The organism is Pseudoflavonifractor sp. HNCC25GI2, from assembly GCF_058136395.1.
This window is the reverse complement of sequence record NZ_JBYUOW010000008.1, coordinates 28,754-52,701: the sequence shown is the minus strand read 5'-3', so window position 1 is coordinate 52,701 and position 23,948 is coordinate 28,754. Positions and strand designations below refer to the sequence as shown.

The following is a 23,948-nucleotide window of genomic DNA, read 5'->3' as shown; positions in this document are numbered from 1 at the left end:
GATAGGCAGGTTCTCTGTTATCCCCGCCACTTGTAGCCATAGCCCCACACGGTGTTGATATACACCGGCTTCTGGGCGTTGGATTCCCATGGGCCGCAGGCCCATGGGGACCCTTCTTATTTCAATCCTCGGCGGAAGTGAATTCCGCCTCTGGAAATCCCCGCCCCTCCGGGTCGGGAATTTACGGCCTGCCGGCCGCCCCCGCCGTGCGGGGGTTGGACAACGCCTGGGCAGGTCGATTCATCCCCGCCACTTATAGCCGTAGCCCCACACCGTGTTGATATACACCGGCTTCTGGGCGTTGTCCTCAATCTTGATCCGCAGGCGGCGGATATTTACGTCCACAATCTTCAGCTCGCCGAAGTAGTCCTTCCCCCACACCGCGTCCAGGATCTCCTCCCGGGCCAGTGCCTTTCCGGGGTTCTCCATAAAGAGCTTGACGATGGAGTACTCCACCTGGGTCAGCTTCACACGCTGGCCGTTTTTCTCCAGGGTGCGGTTGCGCACATTGAGGAGGAAGGGCGGATCGTTGATCTCGTCAGCGGAGTTGGCGTCCAGGTCCCCTCCGGTACGGCGGAACAGGGCATCCACCCGGGCCGTCAGCTCCGCGGGAGAGAAGGGCTTTGTCACATAGTCATCCGCACCGGTCATCAGGCCGGTGACCTTGTCCATCTCCTGGGTGCGGGCGGTGAGCATGATGATGCCGATTTTATTGTCCATGGCCCGGATACGGCGGCACACCTCAAAGCCATCAATGCCCGGAAGCATGATGTCCAGCAGGGCCACCTTCACGTCCGGGTTCTCCTTCAGGGCCACCAGGGCGTCCTCGCCGGTGGCTGCTTCAATGGTCTGATAGCCCGCCCGCTTGAGATTGATGACCACAAAGCTGCGGATGTTCTCCTCATCCTCCAGCACCAGAATCTTTTTCATCGGCTCATTCCTCCTTTGCCCAGCCGCAAGGCCCGTTCTTTATTCGTTATACCAGCTGGCCTGGATGGTGTTGAAGTGCTCCATCAGGCTGGTCTGGTCCAGGCCGCAGTCCCAATCGCAGTCGTAGAAGGCGGCGGCGTAAATCACATTTTCTTCCTCCCGCAGGATAAACCGCCCCTCATAGGCGGCCCGTGCCGTGCGGTTGTTTCCGGTGAGCTTATAGATACTCAGGAAGGGCACCGGGTCCTCCCCCACGCCCTGCCACAGGGAGAAGATGACCTCCCGCTGTCCGCTGAGGGCGTCGTTGCGGGAAATGGTAATCATATCCTTCCAGCTGTCGGGGATGATGAGATACCAGGAGTCAGCCACATTGTGATAGGTGGTCAGGACCTGGTTGCAGTTGCCCTTCTCGTTGTACTGGCTCCAGTCGATGAGCCAGAAGTTGGAGGTCACCGCCTCGCTGATGGAGGGCAGGCGCCGGGGAGACGGCAGCTCCAGCACGTAGTCCCCGTTGATGTCCGTGAGGCTGACCTCGGTATAGCCCCGCAGCACATTGCGGCTGACGCCGGTATCCTCCTCCAGGGCCAGGTTCACCAGCTTCTCCTGCTGATAGGCCAGCACATCAATGTTCCGGCTTCCGTCGGACATGGCGCAGGTGACATACAGGGCCGGCCGGTAGTACTCTCCGGACAGGTAGTTGGCCTGGACCCGCACCAGGGAAACCACTCCGGCGGACAGCCCCGCGCTGCTCAGGCTGACAAAGGCGCCGTCCCGCCAGCCGTACACCTCCACCTGGCTGCCCACACCCGCCGAGTCGATGCGGGTAACGGCAATTTCCATGCGGGTGTCCTGGTCAATGTCCATCAGCTCATAGCCGCTGGACCCATCTGAGGCACCGCTGCAGCTGGTAAGCAGCAGCTCCGTGGCCAACAGGTTGGAATAGTCCTTTGTCTGCACCGTGGCGGCAGGGGCCGACTCCTCCTCCGTTTGGATGGGCACCCCCAGCTCGTCCAGGGTGTAGGCGCCCAGCTGATAGACGCCAGCGGAGATCTGCCAGCTGACCACCAGCTCCTTCTCCCCCTCGCCGTTTAAGTCCACATAGTCCACCGAGTAGATGGCGGCGCCGTCGCCCTCCACCACACCGGTGACTCTGTATTCTTCCCCAAACTGGCGGAAAATGTAAATTTTGATGGCCTTTTCAATGCCCGGCACCCGGACAAAGGTGAGGGCGCTCTCCCGCTCCCCGTCACCGTCCAGATCCTGCAGCTGAATGGAGGCGGTGTTCTCGCCCCCCACAATCACCGCCAGCTCACAGCTTGTCCCGTACTTCATCTCCAGGTCGGAGCGCACCGTACGGATGGCGCTGTTGAGCTGCTCATAGCCCGGGGACTTCTCCGGCAGCTTGTAGAGGTCGTCCGGGGGACGAAACAGACAGCCGGTCAGCAGCAGCATCGCCGCCGCGGGCAGCAGCAGCTTTTTCCACTTTCTTCTCATGCCGTCCACTTCCTTTCCGTCCCAGGCACTGCCGGGCCCATCCCATAGAAATCCTGTTTATCATCATACCACAATTCCCGCAAAAAGCCAGATGCTTTTTGCAAAAAACCTTGACAGGCAGCTTCACCCGTGCTATGGTTAATTACACAAGTAATGAACCAACAAACATTCGGCCATATTCGGAGGTGATTGTGTGCATGGAACGCTGAATGATCAGTCCCTGATTTATCTGCAGATTGCCCGCATGCTGGAGGACGATATTCTCCGAGGGGTCTACCGGGAGGAGGAACAGGTTCCCTCCACCAACGAGCTGGCCCGGGGCTACAACATCAACCCGGCCACCGCCGCCAAGGGCATCAACCTGCTGGTGGCCGACGGCATTCTGTATAAGAAGAGAGGAATCGGTATGTTTGTCTCCCCGGGCGCGGAGGAAGCCGTGCGAAACAAGCGGAAGGCCGCCTTTTACGACGGCTTTGTCAAGCCCCTGGTAAAGGAGGGGGCCTCCCTGGCCCTGAGCGGGGAGGAGCTGATGGCCATGGTGAGCCGGGCCATTGAGGAAGGAGATGCAAAATGAGCGCTGAGGCATTGAAGGCCCAGGGGCTGTGCAAGTCCTACGGAGCCAATCAGGTATTATTCAATCTGGACCTGGACATTGAGCCGGGCAAAATTTACGGCCTTATCGGCCGCAACGGGGCGGGCAAGACCACCCTGCTGGGCATTCTCACCGGGCAGAACACCAAGGACAGCGGCACGGTGACCTACGGGGATCAGCCCGTGTGGGAAAATCAGGCGGTATTGGACCAGCTCTGCTTCTCCCGGGAGCTGCAGCCCACCCTGTTCTCCGGCCCCAACAATCTGAAAATCAGTCACTACCTCCGTTCGGCAGCCATCTACTACCCCGGCTGGGACAAGGAATACGCCCAGAAGCTGCTGGAGGAGTTCGGTCTCAACCCCAAGAAGAAAATTTCCCAGCTCTCCAAGGGCCAGATGTCCATGGTGACCATCCTCATCGCCCTGGCCAGCCGCGCACCGGTGACCATTCTGGATGAGCCGGCGGCGGGACTGGACGTGGTGATGCGGGAGCGGTTTTACCAGCTGCTGCTGGAGGACTTCGCCCGGACCGGGCGCACCTTCATCGTCTCCACCCACATCATTGAGGAGGCGTCCTCCGTCTTTGAGAATGTCATCATCCTGGACCACGGCCGTATTCTGGAAAACTGCCCCACCGAGGAGCTCGTTGACCAGTTCCGGTACATCTCCGGCCGGGATGACGTGGTGGACCAGGTGTGCCAGGGGCTGGAGGTGCTGTCCACTCACCAGATGGGCCGGCACAAGACGGTGGCCGTCCGGGGCGGGGGCGTGAAGCTTCAGAACGCCCTCCAGTCTGACGTGGACGTCTCCCCCATGAACCTGCAGAACGTGTTCGTGGCCCTGTGCGGGCACGGAGACGGACAGTGAGGAGGGCGCCGCTATGGTGAAATCCTTCCGTTTTCTCCTCCAGTTCGCCTGGATTAATCTGGGGGCACTGCTGATTTTCGCCCTCGTAGTTACGGTGGGCTCCCTGCTCACCGGTGTATCCGGCGGAGCAGACAACCTGTTTTCCACCTACTTTTCCGCCTTCCCTCTGATGGTGCTGATGATCCTCTATATTTACGCCTTTGCCCTGTGCACCAGCAACCTCAACCTGGCCCTGTCCTTCGGCGCCACCCGGCGCGGGTTTTTCTGGGCCGTCCAGGGCATCCTGCTGCTGTATATCCTGGTGAGCTGGCTGCTCCAGGGAGTGCTGGCCGCCCTCCCCACCCTGCTCAACTGGGCCTTTCCGGAGCGCTTCCCCATACTTCGGATGTGCGGCTTTACCTCCTGGTTCTTCCCCCTGCTGTGTCTGGTGATTCTGTGCCTGGGCTGCCTGGCAGGCATCATTTTCGTCAAGAGTAAGGCAGCGGGCATTGTGGTCATCACCCTCTCCGGCGTGCTGGGCATCGCCGGCATGGTGGCCCTGTTCATCACCTCCAGCGCCGTCCGGGACTTCGGACCCGGCCTGTTCGTCTCCCTGCCCCTGTGGCTCACCGCCGGCGCCGTGGCCATTGTGGGGGTAAGCGAGGGTTTTTTATGGCACACCGTCCGGAATTTTATCGTGAAATGAGGTGAATCCCGTGCTGAAAAAACTCATTCGTCTCAATCTGGACGATATGTGGATTGCTCTTGGGGTGGTGGGCGGCCTGTTCCTGCTCCTCCACCTGGGCACCGCCGTTGTCCTGCACTTCTTCTTTGCCAGCGAGCACAGCAGCCTGCTCCTCTCCGGCGCGGTTCTGCCCATCACCTCCGCCATTGTCATTGTGATCCTCTCCCTGGGGCACTCCCTGCTGAACTTCACCACGGCGGTGAAGTTCAGTCAGAACCGGCGGCGGGCCCTGGGGCTCACCCTGGGGCTGGTGGGCTTTGAGGCCGCCTGCTCCATGGGCTTTGCCGCCCTCCTGACCCTGCTGGAGCGGGCGGCGGCTCCCCGGTTCTGGATGTGGCTCACCGGGGCAGACGGTCTGAGCATAGGTCGGGGCGGGCACAGCTTCCAGCTCACCGCTGGAAACAATCCCCTGCTGGTGGAGGACTTCGCTCTGGACTGGTGGTGGTTTCCCCTGCTGGCTGCAGCTGCTGTTCTGCTGGGGGTTGTCATGGGGGCGCTCATCCTCCGCTTCGGCCAGAGGGGAAGCTCGATCCTGTTGGTGATCTGGATGGCCATCTGCTTTTCTCCCCAGCTGCTCCCCTGGGACGCGTCCTGGTTCACCTTCCCCTGGCAGTACATGGCGGCTGTGGGCGGAGTTGTCGGCCTGGCCTGCCTTGGCTGGTCGGTGCGGTACCTGCTTCGCGCTCCCATCAAAAATTAAGCCATTCAGGAGGAATCCGTTATGAGCGAGAACAAGCGGTTTGAAAAGATTTATTCCCAGGGTGTGGCCAACGTCAACGAGATTTGGGTGGATCTGGAGACTGGGGTTAACTACCTCTACCACGCCTCGGGCTACTCCGGCGGTCTTACCGTACTGCTGGACCGGGATGGCCGGCCGGTGATCTCCCCGGTAGTCCATCAGGATTAAACGAAAAAAGAAGCGCCCCGCCTTTTGGAAGGCGGGGCGCTTTTCCGTTTCTGTTGTCAGTCTCCCAGCAGGTGCTGGTAGGCGGACCTGGCCGTCTCATTGAAGCAGACGAAGATGACCTCCGGCCCCTCCGGGTGCTCCTTCTGGAACTGCTCCACCGTACGGACCGCGATTTCCGCGGCCTGCTCCGGGGGATAGCGGTACACTCCGGTGCTGATGGCGGGAAAGGCCACCGTCCGGCAGCCCAGCTCCAGGGCCAGCGCCAGGGAGTTGCGGTAGCAGTCGGCCAGCAGTTGGGGCTCTCCCCGGCCGCCGCCGTGCCACACCGGTCCCACGGTGTGGATGACGTACCGGGCGGGCAGGCGGTAGCCCTTGGTGGCCTTGGCCTGTCCTGTGGGACAGCCGTTCAGGGTGCGGCACTCGGCCAGCAGCTCCGGCCCGGCGGCCCGGTGGATGGCTCCGTCCACGCCTCCGCCCCCCAGCAGAGAGGAGTTGGCGGCGTTGACGATGGCGTCCACCTTCAGCCTGGTAATATCTCCTACATAAAGTCTGCACTTCATATCCGGCGCTCCTCCCTGCCGCCTGGCGGCACTCAGTTGGTCCGCTGGGTCACTTCCATATAGCTGCCGGACACATAGCCGGTGGCAGCTTGTCCGCTCTTGTTGGAGTACAGCACATGGCACCAGCCGTCCGTTACCTCCAGCACCACCACCTGGGCACCGTTGGTCAGGCCGCCGATGACATCATAGCTGGTTCCGGGCCCGGAGCGGACGTTCAGGCCCGCCTCGGCGTTCACCACCTTGCCCACCTTGGCAGCGGGGGCACAGGAGACGGTGCAGCTGGCGCTCAGGCCGTTCCAGGATGCGGTGATGGTCACGTTGGCCGTGCCCTCCCCCGCGTACAGGTTGGTTACGGTACCCTGGTTGTTCACCGCGGCCACGGCGGGGTCGCTGCTGCTCCAGGTAATGGTGGCTCCTTCCACCGCCGGGTCCAGCGTCGCCTTCAGGGCCGTGCTCTGGCCCGAGGTCAGGGAGAGCTCACTCTGATCCAGCGTCAGGGTGTTGGCCGGGGGATCCACCGGATCCGTGGGCACATCAGTGATGGGGGTGTAGGTGAGGATCTTCACCAGCATCACCGCCATCTGAGCCCGGGTCAGGGCTCCCTTGGGGTCAATGCCGTTGTCTCCGCCGGCCACGATGCCCTGGGCCACCAGAGTGGCCGTGTAGCCCTTGGCGTAATCGGCGATCTCGTCCTTATCGGGGAAGGGATCCAGCACCGACAGGCTGGCGTCGGGGCACTCCTTGCCCACGAGAGGCATGAGCTGGCGCAGGATGGTAAAGGCCTGCTCCCGGCTTACCGGCTCATGGGGAGTATAGAGTCCATTGCCCGTACCGGCGGCCAGGCCCACGCTCTGGCCCCAGGAGATGGCATTATAGTAGTAGTCGGTGGGATACACATCGGTAAAGGTGCAGGGGGAAGTCACCGCGGGCTGGCCCACTGCATTATAGAGCATCAGCATAAAGTCGGCCCGCTGAATCTGGTAGTCGGCGCCGAACTCGGTGGAGGAGATGCCGCTGGTAATACCGTGGGCGTAGCAGTACTCCACCGCGTCATAGGCCCAGTGGCCCTTGGGCACGTCGTTGTGGACGCTGTTGAAGCCCACCTGAATGGTCTGGGACAGTCCGCCCGCCGTGGCGGTGATGGTGCCGCTTCCGCCGTTGGGGGAGGCAGTAAACAGGCCGTTCTCATCCACCGTTCCCACATCGCCCGTCACCGTCCAGGTGACGCCGCTCCAGTCCCGCAGGGCGGTGCGGCCCCAATAGCTGCCAGTGACGGACAGCTGCACCGTCTCACCGGGCTTGACGGTGAGGGAGGTGAGGGCGCTGGAGCTGCCCTGTTTGGATATGGTCAGGGAGGTCAGGCTGTTCACCACGTGGATCTGGGCCGTGCCCTCCACATCCAGGCTCTGGGACTGCAGCTTCAGGGTATCCGTCCCGGACTGGCTTCCGGCGGTGTAGACGCCGTTTTCAATGGTACCAAGCCCCTGGGAGGTAATGGTCACATCGTCGGCGGTCTTGGAGAGGATATTGAGTCCGCTGTCCAGCACCACCGTCTGGGGCAGCGTCACCGAGGTGCCGGACAGAACCGTCAGGCCGTCCTCTGCCAAAGCCAGGCGGCTGGCGGTTCCGTCTCCCTTGTCATCGGTGACCAGGAGGAGATAGGTGGCGCAGCTGCGGGGCTTACCGTCGGAGGGAAGATTATGTACCGTGGGGCCGCTCTGTCCGGGCATCCACACGGAGATGGCGGTGGAGCCGCCTCCGTCCAGGTTCACGGCCCACACACAGCCCTGCTTGAGCATCTCATCGGCCAAATCCTTCTGGCTCAGGCCAACGGAGTAGCCGGACTGCCGTCCGTCCACCGCGTAGACCACCAGCGTGCCGTCCGCCTTAACGCCCAGAGCGGTACGGGGCTGGCGTCCGTCCCCGGTGTAGGTCCAGGAGGAGCTGTCGGTCATCTTCCCGTCCTTGACCATGACATCGCCCACGCCGCTGGCCCACTGGGCCTTGGACAGGGCCTCGTCGGTGCAGGAGGTGGTGAGGGTAACCTTGTCGCCCACCTGGAAGGAATCATACACAAAGCCGTAGCCGCTGTCATCATGGGCGGTGAGAATGTACTCATCCTCCCCGATGGTAATGGCCTGATCGGAACGAAGCAGCTCGGTGACCTCCAGGGTCAGGGTGGAGTTCACCGTCAGCTTCTGATCTCCGCTGCTCCCCCAGATGCCCAGGGGATCGTCGGAGTTGCCCTCCACCAGCTTCATGCGCACATACCAGCCATTTCCGGAGGTGCGGGTGGAGACCGTGGAGAAGTCCTCGTTGAGCAGATAGAGCCCGCCGGTGGAGCTGCGCCACTTATTGAGGTGCTGAGGATTCACCGTGGAGCCGGTGCGCTGGTTATTGAGGGCCATGGTCACCTTGGGGTTCTCACACAGGGCAACCTGTCCGTCGGTAATCAGGATGGCATCCTCTTGTTCCGCGCTGGACTTATACACTCCATCCTCAATGACAATGCCGATGGGCACGCCGGAGGAGGTGGAAAAGAAGTCGGTGTTGATGGCGCCCAGCACGTGGTAGCCCAAGGACTGGGCGTAGCTGACTGCCTTATTGATGGTGGCCGCGCCATAGACGGTGCCCGAGGCCTGGAGGAAAATGGGATAGGCATCGCTGTCCTGGCTGAGCTCCATGGAGAAGCTCTCCACCCGGCTGGAGTTGTTGACGGTAACCGTGTTGCGGTAGGTCAGTCCCTCCGTCAGGTCGGCGGAGGTCTGAAGCTTTTTCTCCCCGGCGTCGGCATAGACCGTGGGAAGAGCCAGGATTGCCGCCAGGGTAAAGGCGGCCGCCCGGCGCAGGAAATGTTTTGCGGTGTGTTTCATGGGTGCTCCTTTTTTCCGTATGGTAGCCAATGGGACAAAGCCGGGCCTGTCCGATGTGCCCGGCCGATTGGTTTTCATTATAACAGGTCCCCCCAGGGGATTCAACGCCAAAAAGGGAGAATCCGCGGGGCGGAAGCGCGGAAAATTTTCTCAGGGGACAAGTGTAAACAAGCTGTAAACCTCCGGCTTAAGAGGTTGAAAAAAGGGTATTCTTGGTGTAGAATAAGTCGATTGTCAACCTGCAGCAAGGAGGGAACGCCGTGGACGACGCCCGCAATCAAGCCACAAAAACCATCAGCACGGTCATGCTGATCACCCTCCTGGGGAAGATACTGGGTCTGTACCGGGACCGGCTTCTGGCGGTTCATTACAGCGTGGGAATGGAGGCCAACGCCTTCTTCACGGCCAGCCGCATCCCCAGGGTCTTTTTTGACGCGGTGTTTGCCTCGGCCATCGCCGCCTGCTTCATCCCGGTGTTCAGCGAGTACCTGGAAAAGAAGGGAAAAAAGGATGCCTTCCGCTTTGCCGGCTCCTTCATCACCATCATCTCCCTGCTCACCGCCGTGCTCACCGTGCTGGGGATGCTCTTCCCCCAGCCTCTGGTGGCCCTGTTCGCCGACTATTCCGACCCCCAGACCACCGCGCTGGCCGTCTCCCTCACCCGGGTGATGTTCCCCACGGTGTTCTTCTCCGGCGTGGCCTTCTCCCTGGTGGGCGTGCTTCAGGCCCAGGACCACTTTACCGCCCCCGCCCTCATGTCCACCCTGTCCAACCTGGTCATCATCGTCTACTTCCTCTTCGGCGACCAGAAGTTTGGGATTTACGGTCTGGCCGGGGCCTATCTGGTGGGCTGGTTCCTCCAGGGGGTCATTCAGATCCCGCCCCTGCGGCGTCTGGGCTACCGCTACCGGCCCAGCTTTGAGTTTAACTCCCCGGGAATGAAAAAGGTCTTTGCCCTGATGGCGCCGGTGATGGTGTCCACCTGGGTGCAGCCCATCACCCTGGCCATCAACTCCCGCTTTGGCTCCCAGCTTTACAACGGAGCCGGGGTGTCCGCCATGGAGTACTCCTCCAACCTCTATCTGGTCATCACGGGCACCTTCATTCTCTCCATCACCAACGTCATCTTCCCAAAGCTCTCCCGGCTCACCGCCGGCGGGCAGGAGGGCGCCTTCCGGGACACCCTGCGTCAGACGGTACACAGCAGCCTCTTCTTTGTGCTGCCTATGTCCGCCGGCCTCATGGCGGTGGCCCGCCCCCTCATCTCCTTCATTTACGGCGGCGGGGCCTTTGACGACTTCGCCGTGGACATCACCTCCACCGCCCTCATCTGGATGTCCCTGGGCATGGCGGGCTACGCGGTGCAGAACATCCTCAGCCGGGCCTACTTCGCCCGGCAGGAGGGCCGCGGACCTCTGGTGGCCGGGGCCGTATCCATCGGCGTCAACATTCTGCTGTGCGCCCTGTTGGCTGAGCCCCTGTCCGTCACCGGTCTGGCCATTGCCTCGGCGGTGTCCTCCACGGTGTACGCCCTCATGCTGCTCATCCCCATGGAGCGCCGGGGCGAAGGAGTGCTGGACGCCCCCTTTGTCCGGGATCTTGGCAAGATGCTTCTGGCCGCCGTTGCCACCGGCCTGGCCGCTGTGGGAGCACAGGCCCTGCTCACCAGCTTCCTCCCGGCAGGCAAGGTGGGCGAGCTCCTCTGCCTGGGCGGCTGCGCTCTGGTGGGCGTGGTGGTGTACGCCCTGCTCACTCTGGCTATGGGGCTGGAAGAGGCCCGGCTGGGTCTTGTCTTTGTGAAACGTCTGGGAAAGCGAGGTTAAGCTATGCAGCAAGCAAAACAGATTTTAAACGCCAGCGTGCTGTGGCGGGCCCTTATGGCCATGTGCCTGTGGTTCGGCCGCCAGTGGCAGCGCAGCGGCGTAGTTCAGTGGTTCCTCCACCCGCCCCTCTGGGAGGAGGCGTCATCCAGGAGCAGCATTTTCTTCCGTCTGTGGTCCTGGTTCCGGGGCATTTTGTGCCGGATCTACTATTTTCTTCATTTGGACCGCCTGTTTGCCGGCAGTGTCTTTTTAAAGGTATGGGTGTGGTGTGCTCTGCCCGTGGTTCTGGCCCCTGTGCTGCCCACCATGGCGGTGCTGGCTCTGGCGGCCATCGGATACGCCTCCCTGCTTCTGAACCTGGTGCATGATCCCAGCAGGCCTCTGGTCTACTCCCCCATCAACCGCTATGTCATCCTGTACGCCGCCGTCTATCTGGCCGGCACCCTCTTCTCGGTGAACCGCGCGGCCAGCCTGAAGCCCGGCCTTCTGTCCGTGGCCTTCATTCTCTTCGCCGTGGTGCTCTACAACTCGGTCACCGGCCGGCGGCAGCTGGACACCCTCATCGTCCTGGTGGTGCTGGCGGGTACGGTGGTCTCCTTCTACGGAATCCTCCAGTACATTTTCCGCTGGGGCTACCAGTCCGCCGCCTGGGTGGACAGCGACATGTTCTCCGGAATCGACTTCCGGGTCCCCTCCACCCTGGACAACCCCAACATGCTGGGCCAGTACCTTCTGCTGACCATCCCCCTGGGCGGGGCCTGTCTGCTGGGAGCCAAGACCTGGGGCAAGCGGGTGTTCTACCTGTGCTGCTGCGCCATCATGGCCCTGTGCATGATTCTCACCTTCTCCCGTGGCGCCTGGCTGGCCCTGCTCTTTGCCGGAGCTATCTTCGTCCTTTTCCTCAATCCCAGGCTCATCCTGCTGGCTCCCTTCGCCCTTATCGTGATGTACTTTGTCCTTCCGGACACGGTCATCACCCGCTTTACCAGCATCGGTGATCTCACCGACAACTCCACCTCTTACCGGGTGTATATCTGGATGGGCGTGCTGGCCATGCTCAAGGACTACTGGCTGTGCGGCATCGGCCCCGGCGACGCGGCCTTCAACATGGTCTACCCCGCGTACAGCTACAATTCCATCGACGCCCCCCACTCCCACAATCTGTTTCTCCAGATGGTGTGCGACGCGGGCATCTGCGCTCTGGTGGTCTTTTTCCTGCTGCTTTTCCACTACTTCCGGATGCTGTGCACCGCCGTCAGCCGGGAGAAGGACTGGCAGAGCCGCCTGTTCCAAATTGCCTTTGGTTCCGGCGTCTGCGGCTTTCTGGTCCAGGCCATGACGGACTATTCCTTCTATAACTACCGGGTGATGTTCCTCTTCTGGGCCTATCTGGCTCTGGGAGCCCTGGCCGCCCGGCGCAGTCAGTTACCCGAGGGGAGGCTCTTGGTATGATGCGGGTACTGAATATCATCAGTGACACCAACATCGGCGGCGCAGGCCGGGTCATTCTCAACTACCTGCGCTACGCCGACCGGACAAAGTTTGAAACTCTGGTGGCCATTCCCCGGGGCTCTCTGTTAAAGGAACCTTTGGAGAACGAACATGTGCAGGTCTATGAGGTGGACGGCATGGCCGACCGCTCCTACAACAAGGAGGATGTAAAGCTCCTCCAGGACCTCATCCGCCAGGTCAAGCCCGACCTGGTCCACACCCACGGCGCGCTCTCCGGCCGTATTGCCGCCAAGCGCTGCCACGTGCCAGTGGTATATAGCCGCCACTCCGCATTCCCGGTGCCGGCCAAGCTGAAATATCCCCCCGGCCGCTGGGTGAACAAGCTTATCAACGAGCACTACGCCGACCACATCATCGCCGTCAGCCCCGCCACCCGGGACAATCTGGTGGAAAGCGGCATTTCTCCCAAGAAGATCACCGTGGTCATGAACGGCATCGCTCCGGTGCCTGAAACCAGTCCGGAGGAGCGTGCCGCCCTGCGGGAGTCTCTGGGGCTGGAGAAAAACACCTTCGTCTTCGGCATTCTGGCCCGGATGGAGGACTATAAGGGCCACCTCTATCTGGTCCACGCGGCCAAGCTGCTGAAGGACCAGGGGCGCACCAATTTCCGGGTGCTCATGGCGGGCACCGGCTCTTTTGAGGAGGAGGTAGCCCGGGCCGTGGTGGAGATGGGCGTGGAGGATGTGGTCCAGATGCTGGGCTTCCGCTCCGATGTGGACCAGCTTCTGAACATTCTGGACGTGCAGCTCAACGCCTCCTACGGCACTGAGGCCACCAGCCTGGCCCTGCTGGAGGGCATGAGCCTGGGCCTGCCCTCCATCGTCAGCGATTACGGCGGCAACCCCTTCCTTGTGGAGCACGGCGTCAACGGTCTGGTCTTCCCCAGCCAGGACAGCCTGGCGCTCAGCAAGTGCATGACCCGGCTGATGGACCACCCCAACGAGGTCAAAGCCATGGGCCAGCGGGCCAAGGAGCGCTTCAACGCCCAGTTCACCGGTCCGGTGTTTGCCCAAAATATCGAGCGTATCTATCTGGATGTACGGAAAGGAGATCCCCATGGAACAAAATAACGGGAAATTTCGTCTGAGGCTGAATCTGTTTGACGGCATTGTGCTCATTGTGGCCCTGGCCGTGGGCGCCTTCCTGCTGTGGAACGCCTTCAAGCCCGCCCCCTCCACCGCGGGGGAGACGACCACCACAACGTCTTCAACAGTTCGCTATACCATCCGCTTCCAGCGGCTCATGGAGGGCACCGGCTCTCTCATTCAGCCCGGCGACGCCCTGGTGGACACCATCAAAAACTACAAGCTGGGCAACGTGGTCTCGGTGGAGGTTGTCCCCTCCCAATATCAGATTCTGGACCAGGAAGACCGGGAATATGTCCTGACCACCATTTCCGGCTATGAGGACGCTCTGGTCACCGTGGAGGCCCCCTGTACCAACAGCAATGACACCATTCTGCTGGACGGCGGCTACACCCTCCGGGTGGGCGCCACCGCCTACATCCGGGGCGAGGGCTACATGGGCAGCGGCCCTATCATCTCCATTGAACGGGAGGAGCAGGCATGAAAATCATTGATCGCAACGGCCGACTCTTCGGCAAAATCAGCATCATCGACCTGGTGGTCGTGGCCGTGGTCATTGTGATGGCCTTTGCCCTGTATGTGAAGACCAACCACAACGAAATCACCTCCACCTCTACCCCGGACAGCACCATCACCTATCAGATGCTGGTGCGGGGCGTGCGCACCTATGTGGCCGACGCCGTTCAGGTGGGCGACCACGTGTATGACCAGGACCGCAACAGCGGCGGCGGCTCCCTGGGCGTCATCACCGACATCGAGATTCAGCCCGGCGGAAAGCTGGGCGAGTTCGCGGACGGCACCATTGAAACCGTCCCCGTGGAGGATGGCGTGGATATGCTGCTGACCATCCAGGGCTCCGGCCTCATCAGCGACGGCCGGTATATGCTCAACCGGGTGTACGACCTGGGCGTGAACTCCTCCCGTAACTTCTGCACCATGTATGCCCAGTTCACCGGCAGCATCTACTCTATCCTGAGCTGACACAACACTGGAACAAAGGAGCCTGTGCCATGAAAATCCTGATGGCCACCATGGGACTGGACATCGGCGGAGCGGAGACCCACATTGTGGAGCTGGCCAAGGAACTGCGCCACCAGGGGCATGAGGTGGTGGTGGTGTCCAACGGAGGCGTCTACGTCCCCGAAATCACCGCCGCCGGCATCCGTCACTACAACGCCCCCATGCACCGGCGCAGCCTGGGCGATATGCTCCGCTCCCGGGCCATTCTCCGGGATGTCATCTCCCAGGAAAAGCCCGATGTGGTCCATGCCCATGCCCGTATCCCCGCTTTCCTGTGCGGCACGCTCCAGCGCCGCATGGGCTTTCCCTTCGTCACCACCGCCCACTGGGTCTTTGACACCAGCGGCATGCTGCGCTACCTCACCAACTGGGGGCAGCGCACCATCGCGGTGTCCGAGGACATCAAGTCCTACCTTATTCGAGAGTACCACCTCCCTGCCGAGCACATCTCCGTCACCATCAACGGCATTGATACGGAGAAATTCTCCCCGGACATCTCCGGGGAGCGGGTCATGGCCGAGTTCGGCCTGGACCCCAGCAAGCCCATTGTTTCCTACGTCAGCCGGATGGATGAAGACCGGGCTCTGGTGGCCCGGCAGCTCATTGAGATTGCCCCCCAGCTGGACCAGGCGGTTCCCGGCATTCAGCTGCTCATTGCGGGCGGCGGCAACGTCTTCCAGGAGCTGCTGGCCAAGGCCAAGGAGGTCAACGCCGCCCTGGGCCGCTCCTGCGTCACCATGGCCGGTCCCCGCACGGACATCAACGAGATTGTGGCCGCAGGCGACATCTTTGTGGGCGTATCCCGGGCCGCCCTGGAGGCCATGTCCGCCGCCAAGCCCGTCATTGTGGCGGGCAACGAGGGCTACCACGGCCTCTTTGGCCCGGAGAAGCTGGCGGAGGCCCAGGCGGGCAACTTCTGCTGCCGCGGCCTGCCCCTCTCCCAGCCCCAGATCCTGCTGAAGGACGTGACGGCCGCCCTGGCTCTCTCTCCTGAGGAGAAGGCACAGGCGGGTGCCTACGGCCGCCAGGTCATCTTTGACTACTACTCCGTGCGCCGCATGGCAAACGACTGTCTGGCCATGTACGAGCAGGTACGCCGGCGGAAGTATCAGGTGGTCATGAGCGGCTATTACGGCTTTGCCAACGCGGGTGACGACGCCATTCTGGAGGCCATTCAGCAGGCCATCCATGAGGCCAGCGACGACATCGGCGTCACCGTTCTCTCCAACGACCCGGAACTCACCCGGAAGCAGTACGGCATGGAGGCCATCCCTCGCTTCCGCATGTGGAAGGTGTTTTCCGCCCTGCGGCGCAGCGACGCGCTGCTTTCCGGCGGCGGAAGCCTGCTCCAGGACACCACCTCCACCCGCTCCCTCTTCTATTATCTGTCCGTCATCCGCTGCGCCCAGCTGTTGGGCAAACCGGTGATGCTGTACGCCAACGGCATTGGCCCGGTGCGCCGCCCGGGCAACCGCCGGCGGGTCAAGCGGGTAGTGGAACGGGCCACGCTGGTCACCCTGCGGGACCACAGCTCCGCCCGGGAGCTGGCTGACATGGGTGTCACCCGCTCCGATCTGCACGTCACCGCCGACCCGGTGTTCCATCTCTCCCCCGCCTCCCCGGAGCGCGGGCTGGAGCTGTGCCGGACGGCCGGTCTGCCGGAGGGCAAGCCCTTTGTGGCGGTATCGGTCCGGGAGTGGCCGGACACCGGCCGTTTCCCCAAGGAGCTGGCCACTCTGTGCGACCACCTGCGCCGCACCTACGGTCTGGAGGTGCTGTTCCTCCTGATGCAGCCCACCCGGGACCGGGCCACCGCCCAGCTGGTGCGGCAGGCCATGTCCGAGCCCTCCTACATTCTGGACGCCGCCTGCACCCCCCGGGAGCTGATGGCCGTTTTGGGACAGGCCCGGCTGTGTCTGGCCATGCGTCTGCACACTCTGATTTTTGCCGGCCGCATGGCTGTGCCCTCCATGGGTCTTGTCTATGACCCCAAAGTGGAGAGCTACCTCCAGGAGCTGGAGCTGCCTGCTGCTGGCTACGTGGACCGCTTTGACTCGGAGGAGGCTATCATCTGCGCGGATGCCCTCATGGCCGACTACGACCATGTGCTGGAGCGCCTCCGCCTGAAGTCCGCCCAGCTGGCTCAGGCGGCCCGGGAAAATGAAGCGCTGCTGCTGAACATGCTGGAGCAGCAGCGGTAAGCCAATTTACCACGTAAAGATGGTCTGAGCGGGCCGGGAGAGTAGTCTCCCGGCCCGCTCTTTTCCCCCCATTCTGTGAACTGGATCCCCCGCAGATTTTTTTGCTGTTTTTTTCAGAATGGGCTTGACTACCGGCGAAAAAATGGTATAATACATGTTGCTGTCGCGCTGAATCTATTTCTGTGCTCAGCAGACAATTTGATATGGAGTAGTATCGAAGTGGTCATAACGAGCACGACTGGAAATCGTGTGGCCGTCAAAAGCGGCCCGAGGGTTCGAATCCCTCCTACTCCGCCAAAAAGAAAGACACGCCAATGGCGTGTCTTTCTTTTTTATTCTGACATTTTGAATCCGTTCAGACAGGAAAAACTTACGACTGCTTCTCCGCCTTCAGGTACACAGAGGGGCAGGTTCGATAGGTGGCCAGGCTCACCACCACCAGGGCAATGCCGCAAGCCAGAGTGCCGGGGACTGCCGAGCCAAGACCAAAGGGCTCTCCGGCAAGCTTCCAGCCCACGCAGACCACAAAGCCCGAGACCATGGCCGCAATAATGCCAGGATTGGTGGCCTTTCTCCAGAAGAGCGCAGCAAAGGCGGGAATGCCTGCGGCAGCTGCGTAAAAGCTCCAGGCGAACATCAGGATGTTATAGGCATTTTTGATATACAGCGCAATGACCAGTGCTCCGATGGGAAGGACAATGGAAAAGGCGCGTGACAGCAAGATCTCCGTCCGCTCTTTCATTTTGGGGTAAATGGTCTTTCCAATGTCGTGGACGCAGGTCTGGACCGACACCAGAAGATAGCTGTCTGCCGTGGACATAATCACGGAAATCATACCCGCCAGAGCCAGTCCGGTCAGTCCCACGGGAAGAATCTTGATGGCAAGGGCAGGAACCACAGCGTCGGTGGAGCCGTACTGAGCCAACACATCATCCCCAACGATCTGCCGGCCGACCACGCCCATGAAATAGACCAGGACAATGGTCACACCATAGACCGCCGTGCCCAGGAACATGCCCCGTTTGGCCGCCCGCCGGTCCCGGGCCGCAAAGGCCCGCTGCCACATCTCGGCGCCCGCCATGGTGAACACCAGATAGGTAACAATGTCGCCCAGAATACTGCCGTCCACATAGGGCGTGGCCAGAGCAGGGTCCAGGTTGTCCAAGAAGTTGGAAATTCCCCCGACATTCATAAGGGCCGCCACGGGAATCAGGATATAGACAAAAATGATCAGCATGTAAAACTGCAGCACGTCTGTATAGACCACGCCGAACAGTCCGGAGGTGGCCGTATAGACCATGAAGACCACGCAGGCAATCAGCGCCCCCACCTCATAGGACAATCCGATTTCTCCGCCCAGCATTTTGATGATGGTCGCTGTGGCCGTCACCTGGGAGGCCACGGTTCCCATCATGGCAAAGGCGATGAGCACCGACAGGATCAGCTTGGAGTGCTTCCCAAAGCGCCGCTCAAATAGCTCCGGAATCGAGGTCAGGTCATAGGCCATGCCAATATCCGAAATCTTTCCGGCAAACCCGGAAAAGATAAACATTCCCAAAAGGTAGGGCACAGCGGTCAGAATGGCTTTGAATCCGTCGGAATAGGCTACGCCCGCCCGGCCCATCAGGCCGCTTCCGCCGATAATCGTTGCACAGACCGTTGCCATCAGGACCAGCGGGCCAAACGAACGTCCGGCCACATAATAGTCACCGGTATTTTTAATCCGCTTGACCGAGTAGACGCCTACCAGGACCATGAGAATCAGGTAAGCTCCAATAATGACAAGATCCCAAACACTCAACAGACTATGATTCATAAACGCCTCCATTCTACCGCAATGTACCAACACTCCCCAAAAAAGTCGGTTCCGCATACCTCCCTTCCTTCTCCAAAGGACACCGTTTGACAGTTCCTCCAAAATTCTTTTGAACTAATGTATTAAATTATACAGGAACATGCACCCTGTTGTCAAACCGTGTTTCCCCTAGGCAGACAAGCCGGTTCTGACTGCCGTATTTTCCCTACGCAGAAAAGAACCTGCGGGCATTAAAAAACAGAGGGAACCGGTCACCCGGTTCCCTCTGTTAAACTTCAGGAATTACTCCTTCTCAAACATATCCTTGCCCAGGCCGCACACGGGGCACACCCAATCCTCGGAGACCTGCTCCCAGGGGGTGCCGGGGGCAATGCCGTGATCGGGGTCACCCACAGCGGGGTCGTACACATAGCCACAGGGGCACACATACTTATCCATCGGAAAAACTCCTTTCACCGAATATGAAGTCAGTTTCGCCAACAGGGCGGAATTTTATTAGCCGAAGTAGCGCTTCAGCAGGCCCTCGAAAGCCTTGCCGTGGCGGGCCTCGTCGCGAGCCATCTCGTGCACGGTGTCGTGGATGGCGTCCAGACCCAGCTCCTTGGCCTTCTTGGCCAGCTCGAACTTGCCGGCAGTGGCGCCGTTCTCAGCGTCAACACGCATCTCAAGGTTCTTCTTGGTGGAGTCGGTAACGACCTCGCCCAGCAGCTCGGCGAACTTGGCGGCGTGCTCGGCCTCCTCATAGGCGGCCTTCTCCCAGTACAGACCGATCTCGGGGTAACCCTCACGGTGAGCCACACGGGCCATGGCCAGATACATACCGACCTCGGAGCACTCGCCCTCGAAGTTCATGCGCAGGCCCTTGATGATCTCCTCGTCCACGCCCTGGGCCACGCCCACCACGTGCTCAGCAGCCCAGGTCTTCTCGCCGACCTGCTCCTTGAACTTCTCAGCGGGGGCCTTGCAGATGGGGCAGAACTCGGGGGGAACGTCACCTTCATGGACATAGCCGCAAACAGTACAAACAAACTTCTTCATAATAAAATTTCCTCCTCACATAATTTCGCGTTATACGCAAACGGGTTCTTTGGTTGGCATCTTGGATTGCTCTTTGGTCATGCAGGCTTGGCAGGAACCATAAAAGGTCAGCTCGTGCCGCTCCACCGCCAGGCCGTATTCCTCCGCTATGCTGCGGTCCAGGGCCGGGTCCAGCTTGACCCGGTGCAGGTCCATGACCGCTCCGCAGCTGCGGCAGATAAAATGGCTGTGCGGTGTGGCAACGCCGTCAAACCGTTCTTGGCCATTGACCACGCCCACACTCTGTATGATTCCCTGCTGCTGGAACAGACTCAAATTTCGATAGACCGTTCCAAGGCTCAGGTCAGGGTGGGTTGGTTTCAGGGTCTGGTAGACCCATTCGGCGGACGGGTGGATATCCGTTGCCCGGATGGCGTTTAAAATCGCCTCCCGTTTCTTGCTGTATCTGGTTGCACGTTCCACAGGCCACCTCCCTAACAGTATTGATTCTTATTTACAACAAGATATTAGCACATTCCCGCTTCCTTGTAAAGAGGGAAATGAAAAAAATTTTTGAAATCTTTTTCCTCATAAAAAACGAGCCATCCTGTCTCACTGCACAGGATGGCTCGTCTGTTACGCTTATGTCTCGTCCGGTTCCTCCCGGTGGTGCACCAGGCGGCGGAGCACCCACTGCTCCACCCGATCGCCATATTTCATGCCCAGCACAAACACGGCCAGTCCCGCCGCGCCCAGCGCTGCCAGCCCCCACATGGGAATGTTCAGGGAGGACCCGCCCAAAGCGCTTGCCACCAAAAGGCCCCAGGGCCTGGTGAGCAGAACAATGAGGGCAAACCGCCGGAAGGAGATGTCCGTCAGTCCGGCCAGGATACACAGCACGTCATCGGGGAAATAGGGAAACAGAAAGGCCAGGGTAAGAAACACCGTAGTTTTGGACCGGATGACCTCCTGGTACTTCTCCGACAGGCGGCGGCTGACCACCCGGTCGGCAAAGTTCCGTCCCAGTGCCCGGGCCAGTCCGAACACCAGCAGGGAGCCCAGGAATACGGCCGCCCAGGTGAGCAGGAAGGCGGGCCACACCCCAAAGAGCACCCCGCCCGCCAGGGCGGTGATGTTGCTGGGAATGGGAGCCAGCACCACCGACAGCAGCTGCAGAAGGAAAAACCACAGCTGGGCATAGGGCGCCCGTCCGGCAATGTAGTCCTGGAGGGCCTGCTGGGAGGTGCAGGCGGCAAAGAAGCCGCTCTCATAGAGGCCCCAGACCCCGCCCGCCAGCAGCAGCACGGTGCCCGCCAGGCACAATCCCTTGGCTGTCTTTCCCGTGGTAATCACCTCTTTATCTCTCGTTTCCCACAGAATACCACAGGAACCTTAGAACAGGGCAAAATTTTTCTTAAAGCTTTTTAAAATTTCCTGTCTCACACTCTGCGGATGGAGGAAATGCTGCCGGCAATCTGCTGGGCCACGGCGGGGTTGTTCATGGTGTAGAGGTGGATGCCGTCCACGCCGCCGGCAATAAGGTCGGAGATCTGGTCGATGGCATAGGCAATGCCCGCCTCCCGCAGGGCGTCGGGGTGATCGCCGTAGCGGGCCAGGATGCGGGTGAGCTTGCTGGGCATGCTGGCACCGCACATGGACACCATCCGCTGGATGGATGCCTGGGACAGCACCGGCATAATGCCCGCCTCAATGGGAACATTGATGCCAGCGATGCGGCAGCGCTCCAGGAAGCGGAAGAAGTCCTCGTTGTCGAAGAACAGCTGGCTCACCAGGTGCTGGGCGCCCGCGTCCACCTTCTCCTTCAGGTGGCGGATGTCGCTGACCATGTCGGGGCTCTCCAGGTGTCCCTCGGGGTAGCAGGCGGCGGACACACCGAAGTCGCTGTGGCTGCGGATGTAGGTCACCAGGTCGCTGGCGTGGGCAAAGTCGGTCTTGGGGGGCACATCGGGGTTCACATCGCCCCGCAGAGCCAGAATGTTCTCCACACCGTCCGCCTTCAGGTCAGCCAGCAGCTGATCCACGTCGTTCTTGTCGGCGCCCACGCAGGTCAGGTGGGCCATGGCGGGAATGTGGTATTTATTTTCAATGGAGGCAATCTCCCGGGTGGTCTGGTTGACCTTGGAACCGCCGGCGCCGTAGGTGACGCTGATGAAGTCCGGGTGGATATCCTTCAGCCCGTCCAGGGTGGTGTAGATGCTGTCAATGGGCATGTCCCGCTTGGGTGGGAATACCTCGCAGGAAAATACGGTCTTTCCCTGTCCGAAAAGCTGTGCCAGTTTCATAGTTGTTCCCTCTTTCTATGCTGTTTTATCCCTCTTTCTCCGGGATCAGAGATCCAGCTCCAGCAGCACCGGGCAGTGGTCGCTGCCCTCCACGCTGCTGAGAATTTCCGCCCGGCGGATTTTGTCCCGCAGGCGGTCGGATACAATAAAGTAGTCAATGCGCCACCCGGCGTTCTTCGCCCGGGCCTGGAAGCGGTAGGACCACCAGGAGTAGACCCCGGTGACGTCCGGGTAGAGGAAGCGGAAGCTATCGGTGAAGCCGGAGGACAGCAGGACGGTCATCTTCTCCCGCTCCTGGTCGGTAAAGCCCGCGTTCATACGGTTGGTCTTGGGGTTTTTCAGGTCAATCTCCTGATGGGCCACATTCAGATCGCCGCAGTAGATGACCGGCTTATGCTTGTCCAGGGACATGAGATAGTCCCGCAGATCGTCCTCCCACTCCATGCGGTAGTCCAAACGTTTCAGGCCGTCCTGGGAGTTGGGGGTGTAGCAGCACACCAGGTAGAAGGGCTCATACTCCAGGGTAATGAGCCGTCCCTCGTGGTCGTGGGGCTCCCGGTCCATGCCGTAGGCCACGGCCAAAGGCCGGTGGGGGGTAAAGATGGCGGTGCCGGAGTAGCCCTTCTTCTCCGCGGAGTTCCAGTACTCCAGAATTTCCTCCCCCAGTGGAACGTCCGCCTGGCCCTGCTCCATCTTGGTCTCCTGCAGACAGCAGAAGTCGGGCCGCTCCTGCTGGTAAAAATCCAGAAACCCTTTCTTCATGCAGGCCCGCAGGCCGTTTACGTTCCAGGAGATGAATTTCATAGTGCCTCCTACCGCCGGACCGACCGGCGCATGTTCATTCGCTTCCATCCCGTTCCTACTATTATGAAAGAGGACCGACCCGGCGGGCCGCTCCCATCCGATGGAATAGCCTTTATTATATGATAGAACCCCGTGCTTTGCAAGTATTCCTTGGGGATCTTGCTGAACAGTGGAAAAATGCCGGGTCTGACGTTGCTTTTCCAGGGGGGATTCTGTATAATAAAAAAATCTAAACCGAATAGGAGTGTTTATTATGCGCCAGATTACGGTTCCGCAGGGCTACACCTCCCTGCTTTCCATTTATGAGACCCAGAAGGCCATCGGCCTTTTAAACCGCCTGTTTGAGGACAAGCTGGCCGGTGCCCTGCGTCTGCACCGGGTGTCCGCCCCCCTGTTTGTGGCCGCCTCTTCCGGCCTCAACGACGACCTGAACGGCGTGGAGCGCCCCGTGGCCTTCGACATCAACGGCGTGGAGGGCACCGCCCAGGTGGTCCACTCCCTGGCCAAGTGGAAGCGCCTGGCCCTGAAGCGCTACCAGTTCCAGGTGGGCGAGGGCCTCTACACCGACATGAACGCCATCCGCCGGGACGAGGACCTGGACAACCTCCACTCCGCCTATGTGGACCAGTGGGACTGGGAGAAGATCATCGCCAAGGAGGACCGGAACCTGGGTTACCTCCATGCCACCGTGCAGTCCATTGTGGGCGCTCTGGCCGACACCCAGTACTTCCTGCGCACTGTCTTCCCTCAGCTGTGCGTACTGCCCCAGCTGTCCACCCAGGTGACCTTCATCACCACCCAGGAGCTGGAGGACCTCTACCCCACCCTGTCCTCCAAGGAGCGGGAGAACGCCTTTGTGAAGGAGCACCCCGTCACCTTCCTCACCGGCATCGGCGGTAAGCTGCGCTCCGGCAAGCCCCACGACGGCCGCGCCCCCGACTACGACGACTGGAACCTCAACGGCGACCTGCTGTGCTGGGACAGCGTCAACGGCCAGGCCATCGAGTTGTCCTCCATGGGCATCCGGGTCGATCCCGAAAGCCTGGACCGTCAGCTCACGCTAGCCGGCTGCGACTACCGCCGTGAGCTGCCCTTCCACAAGATGCTGCTGGAGGGCCAGCTGCCCCTCACCATGGGCGGCGGCATCGGCCAGTCCCGCGTCTCCATGCTGCTGCTGGGCAAGGCCCATATTGGCGAGGTCCAGTCCTCCCTGTGGGATGAAGCAAACCTCCAGGCCTGCCAGAGCGCCGGCATTACTCTGCTGTAACAAGCCAAAATGGGCCTTGCCCAGCTGGCCGCTTCCAGCGGCCCGGCGCTATGCGCCGTAAATTCGACGCGTTAGCGGAGAATTTTTCCAGGGCGAATTCACTTCGCCCGTTGGAATGAAAATGGGGCCCCATTCCCGCCAGGGCGCCGGCATT

General features: G+C 60.9%; 23 protein-coding genes and 1 tRNA gene. 13 read left to right on the top strand and 11 right to left on the bottom strand.

The features are described 5' to 3' along the window. Positions 1-240: 240 nt before the first annotated feature. Together AC3YUO_RS10405 and AC3YUO_RS10400 are read right to left on the bottom strand one after the other, a co-directional pair. On the bottom strand, positions 241-930 hold the full coding sequence (locus AC3YUO_RS10405) for a response regulator transcription factor (RefSeq protein ID WP_489962969.1): 690 nt from the start codon (positions 928-930) through the stop codon (positions 241-243). A 39-nt stretch (positions 931-969) separates the two neighbouring features. Continuing rightward, positions 970-2,424, bottom strand: coding sequence for a hypothetical protein (locus tag AC3YUO_RS10400; protein WP_489962968.1), 1,455 nt, complete (start codon positions 2,422-2,424; stop codon positions 970-972). 193 nt (positions 2,425-2,617) lie between these two features. Here AC3YUO_RS10400 and AC3YUO_RS10395 point away from each other — a divergent pair, with 193 nt between their 5' ends. Genes AC3YUO_RS10395 through AC3YUO_RS10375 form a run of 5 tightly spaced genes read left to right on the top strand, consistent with a single transcriptional unit; the run spans position 2,618 to position 5,513 of the window. Further along, complete coding sequence (locus tag AC3YUO_RS10395; protein ID WP_489962967.1) at positions 2,618-2,998, top strand: GntR family transcriptional regulator; 381 nt, start codon at positions 2,618-2,620, stop codon at positions 2,996-2,998. Then, positions 2,995-3,882 carry an ABC transporter ATP-binding protein gene (locus AC3YUO_RS10390; RefSeq protein ID WP_489962966.1) on the top strand — a complete coding sequence of 296 codons (888 nt, stop codon included), beginning with the start codon at positions 2,995-2,997 and terminating at the stop codon, positions 3,880-3,882. The genes AC3YUO_RS10395 and AC3YUO_RS10390 overlap by 4 nt, the downstream gene beginning before the upstream one ends. 13 nt (positions 3,883-3,895) lie before the next feature. Next, on the top strand, positions 3,896-4,567 hold the full coding sequence (locus tag AC3YUO_RS10385; protein WP_489962965.1) for a hypothetical protein: 672 nt from the start codon (positions 3,896-3,898) through the stop codon (positions 4,565-4,567). A 10-nt stretch (positions 4,568-4,577) separates the two neighbouring features. Further along, complete coding sequence (locus AC3YUO_RS10380; RefSeq protein ID WP_489962964.1) at positions 4,578-5,306, top strand: hypothetical protein; 729 nt, start codon at positions 4,578-4,580, stop codon at positions 5,304-5,306. A gap of 21 nt (positions 5,307-5,327) precedes the next feature. Then, positions 5,328-5,513, top strand: coding sequence for a DUF6440 family protein (locus AC3YUO_RS10375; protein WP_489962963.1), 186 nt, complete (start codon positions 5,328-5,330; stop codon positions 5,511-5,513). 56 nt (positions 5,514-5,569) lie between these two features. On the opposite strand, the gene AC3YUO_RS10370 is transcribed toward AC3YUO_RS10375, so the two are convergent. Next, a complete protein-coding gene (locus AC3YUO_RS10370) occupies positions 5,570-6,073 on the bottom strand; it encodes an O-acetyl-ADP-ribose deacetylase (protein WP_489962962.1) in 504 nt (167 codons plus the stop codon). Between the two features lie 32 nt (positions 6,074-6,105). Beyond that, positions 6,106-8,946 carry a phosphodiester glycosidase family protein gene (locus AC3YUO_RS10365; protein WP_489962961.1) on the bottom strand — a complete coding sequence of 947 codons (2,841 nt, stop codon included), beginning with the start codon at positions 8,944-8,946 and terminating at the stop codon, positions 6,106-6,108. A 260-nt stretch (positions 8,947-9,206) separates the two neighbouring features. Between AC3YUO_RS10365 and murJ the strand changes: the two genes are divergently transcribed. From murJ to AC3YUO_RS10330, 7 genes are all read left to right on the top strand, one after another. Further along, positions 9,207-10,769, top strand: a complete 1,563-nt coding sequence (gene murJ, locus AC3YUO_RS10360; protein ID WP_489962960.1) for a murein biosynthesis integral membrane protein MurJ — start codon at positions 9,207-9,209, stop codon at positions 10,767-10,769. A gap of 3 nt (positions 10,770-10,772) precedes the next feature. Then, positions 10,773-12,221, top strand: coding sequence for an O-antigen ligase family protein (locus tag AC3YUO_RS10355; RefSeq protein WP_489962959.1), 1,449 nt, complete (start codon positions 10,773-10,775; stop codon positions 12,219-12,221). Then, the gene (locus tag AC3YUO_RS10350; RefSeq protein ID WP_489962958.1) at positions 12,218-13,351 is read left to right on the top strand and encodes a glycosyltransferase family 4 protein; all 1,134 of its coding nucleotides are present in this window, start codon (positions 12,218-12,220) and stop codon (positions 13,349-13,351) included. The genes AC3YUO_RS10355 and AC3YUO_RS10350 overlap by 4 nt, the downstream gene beginning before the upstream one ends. Continuing rightward, the gene (locus AC3YUO_RS10345) at positions 13,338-13,850 is read left to right on the top strand and encodes a DUF4330 domain-containing protein (protein ID WP_489962957.1); all 513 of its coding nucleotides are present in this window, start codon (positions 13,338-13,340) and stop codon (positions 13,848-13,850) included. The genes AC3YUO_RS10350 and AC3YUO_RS10345 overlap by 14 nt, the downstream gene beginning before the upstream one ends. Beyond that, positions 13,847-14,347, top strand: coding sequence for a DUF4330 domain-containing protein (locus AC3YUO_RS10340; RefSeq protein WP_489962956.1), 501 nt, complete (start codon positions 13,847-13,849; stop codon positions 14,345-14,347). Before AC3YUO_RS10345 ends, AC3YUO_RS10340 begins: the two co-directional genes overlap by 4 nt. A 29-nt stretch (positions 14,348-14,376) precedes the next feature. Next, on the top strand, positions 14,377-16,587 hold the full coding sequence (gene csaB / locus AC3YUO_RS10335) for a polysaccharide pyruvyl transferase CsaB (protein WP_489962955.1): 2,211 nt from the start codon (positions 14,377-14,379) through the stop codon (positions 16,585-16,587). A gap of 205 nt (positions 16,588-16,792) precedes the next feature. Beyond that, positions 16,793-16,884, top strand: a tRNA-Ser gene (locus tag AC3YUO_RS10330). Between the two features lie 73 nt (positions 16,885-16,957). On the opposite strand, the gene AC3YUO_RS10325 is transcribed toward AC3YUO_RS10330, so the two are convergent. From AC3YUO_RS10325 to AC3YUO_RS10295, 7 genes are all read right to left on the bottom strand, one after another. Further along, a complete protein-coding gene (locus AC3YUO_RS10325; RefSeq protein ID WP_489962954.1) occupies positions 16,958-18,403 on the bottom strand; it encodes a sodium:solute symporter family protein in 1,446 nt (481 codons plus the stop codon). A gap of 282 nt (positions 18,404-18,685) precedes the next feature. Continuing rightward, positions 18,686-18,841: a rubredoxin gene (locus tag AC3YUO_RS10320; protein ID WP_118644116.1), complete on the bottom strand. Its 156-nt coding sequence runs from the start codon at positions 18,839-18,841 to the stop codon at positions 18,686-18,688. A 57-nt stretch (positions 18,842-18,898) separates the two neighbouring features. Continuing rightward, entirely contained in the window at positions 18,899-19,441 is a 543-nt protein-coding gene (locus AC3YUO_RS10315; protein WP_489962953.1) for an NADH peroxidase, read from the bottom strand. Between the two features lie 30 nt (positions 19,442-19,471). Further along, positions 19,472-19,903, bottom strand: coding sequence for a Fur family transcriptional regulator (locus AC3YUO_RS10310; RefSeq protein ID WP_489962952.1), 432 nt, complete (start codon positions 19,901-19,903; stop codon positions 19,472-19,474). Between the two features lie 159 nt (positions 19,904-20,062). Then, a complete protein-coding gene (locus tag AC3YUO_RS10305; RefSeq protein WP_489962951.1) occupies positions 20,063-20,773 on the bottom strand; it encodes a TVP38/TMEM64 family protein in 711 nt (236 codons plus the stop codon). Between the two features lie 86 nt (positions 20,774-20,859). Next, positions 20,860-21,723, bottom strand: a complete 864-nt coding sequence (gene metF / locus AC3YUO_RS10300; RefSeq protein WP_489962950.1) for a methylenetetrahydrofolate reductase [NAD(P)H] — start codon at positions 21,721-21,723, stop codon at positions 20,860-20,862. A gap of 45 nt (positions 21,724-21,768) precedes the next feature. Next, a complete protein-coding gene (locus AC3YUO_RS10295) occupies positions 21,769-22,527 on the bottom strand; it encodes an exodeoxyribonuclease III (RefSeq protein ID WP_489962949.1) in 759 nt (252 codons plus the stop codon). A 253-nt stretch (positions 22,528-22,780) separates the two neighbouring features. On the opposite strand from AC3YUO_RS10295, the gene asnA reads away from it, so the two are divergent. Next, positions 22,781-23,794: an aspartate--ammonia ligase gene (gene asnA, locus AC3YUO_RS10290; protein WP_489962948.1), complete on the top strand. Its 1,014-nt coding sequence runs from the start codon at positions 22,781-22,783 to the stop codon at positions 23,792-23,794. The last annotated feature ends 154 nt before the right edge of the window (positions 23,795-23,948 follow it).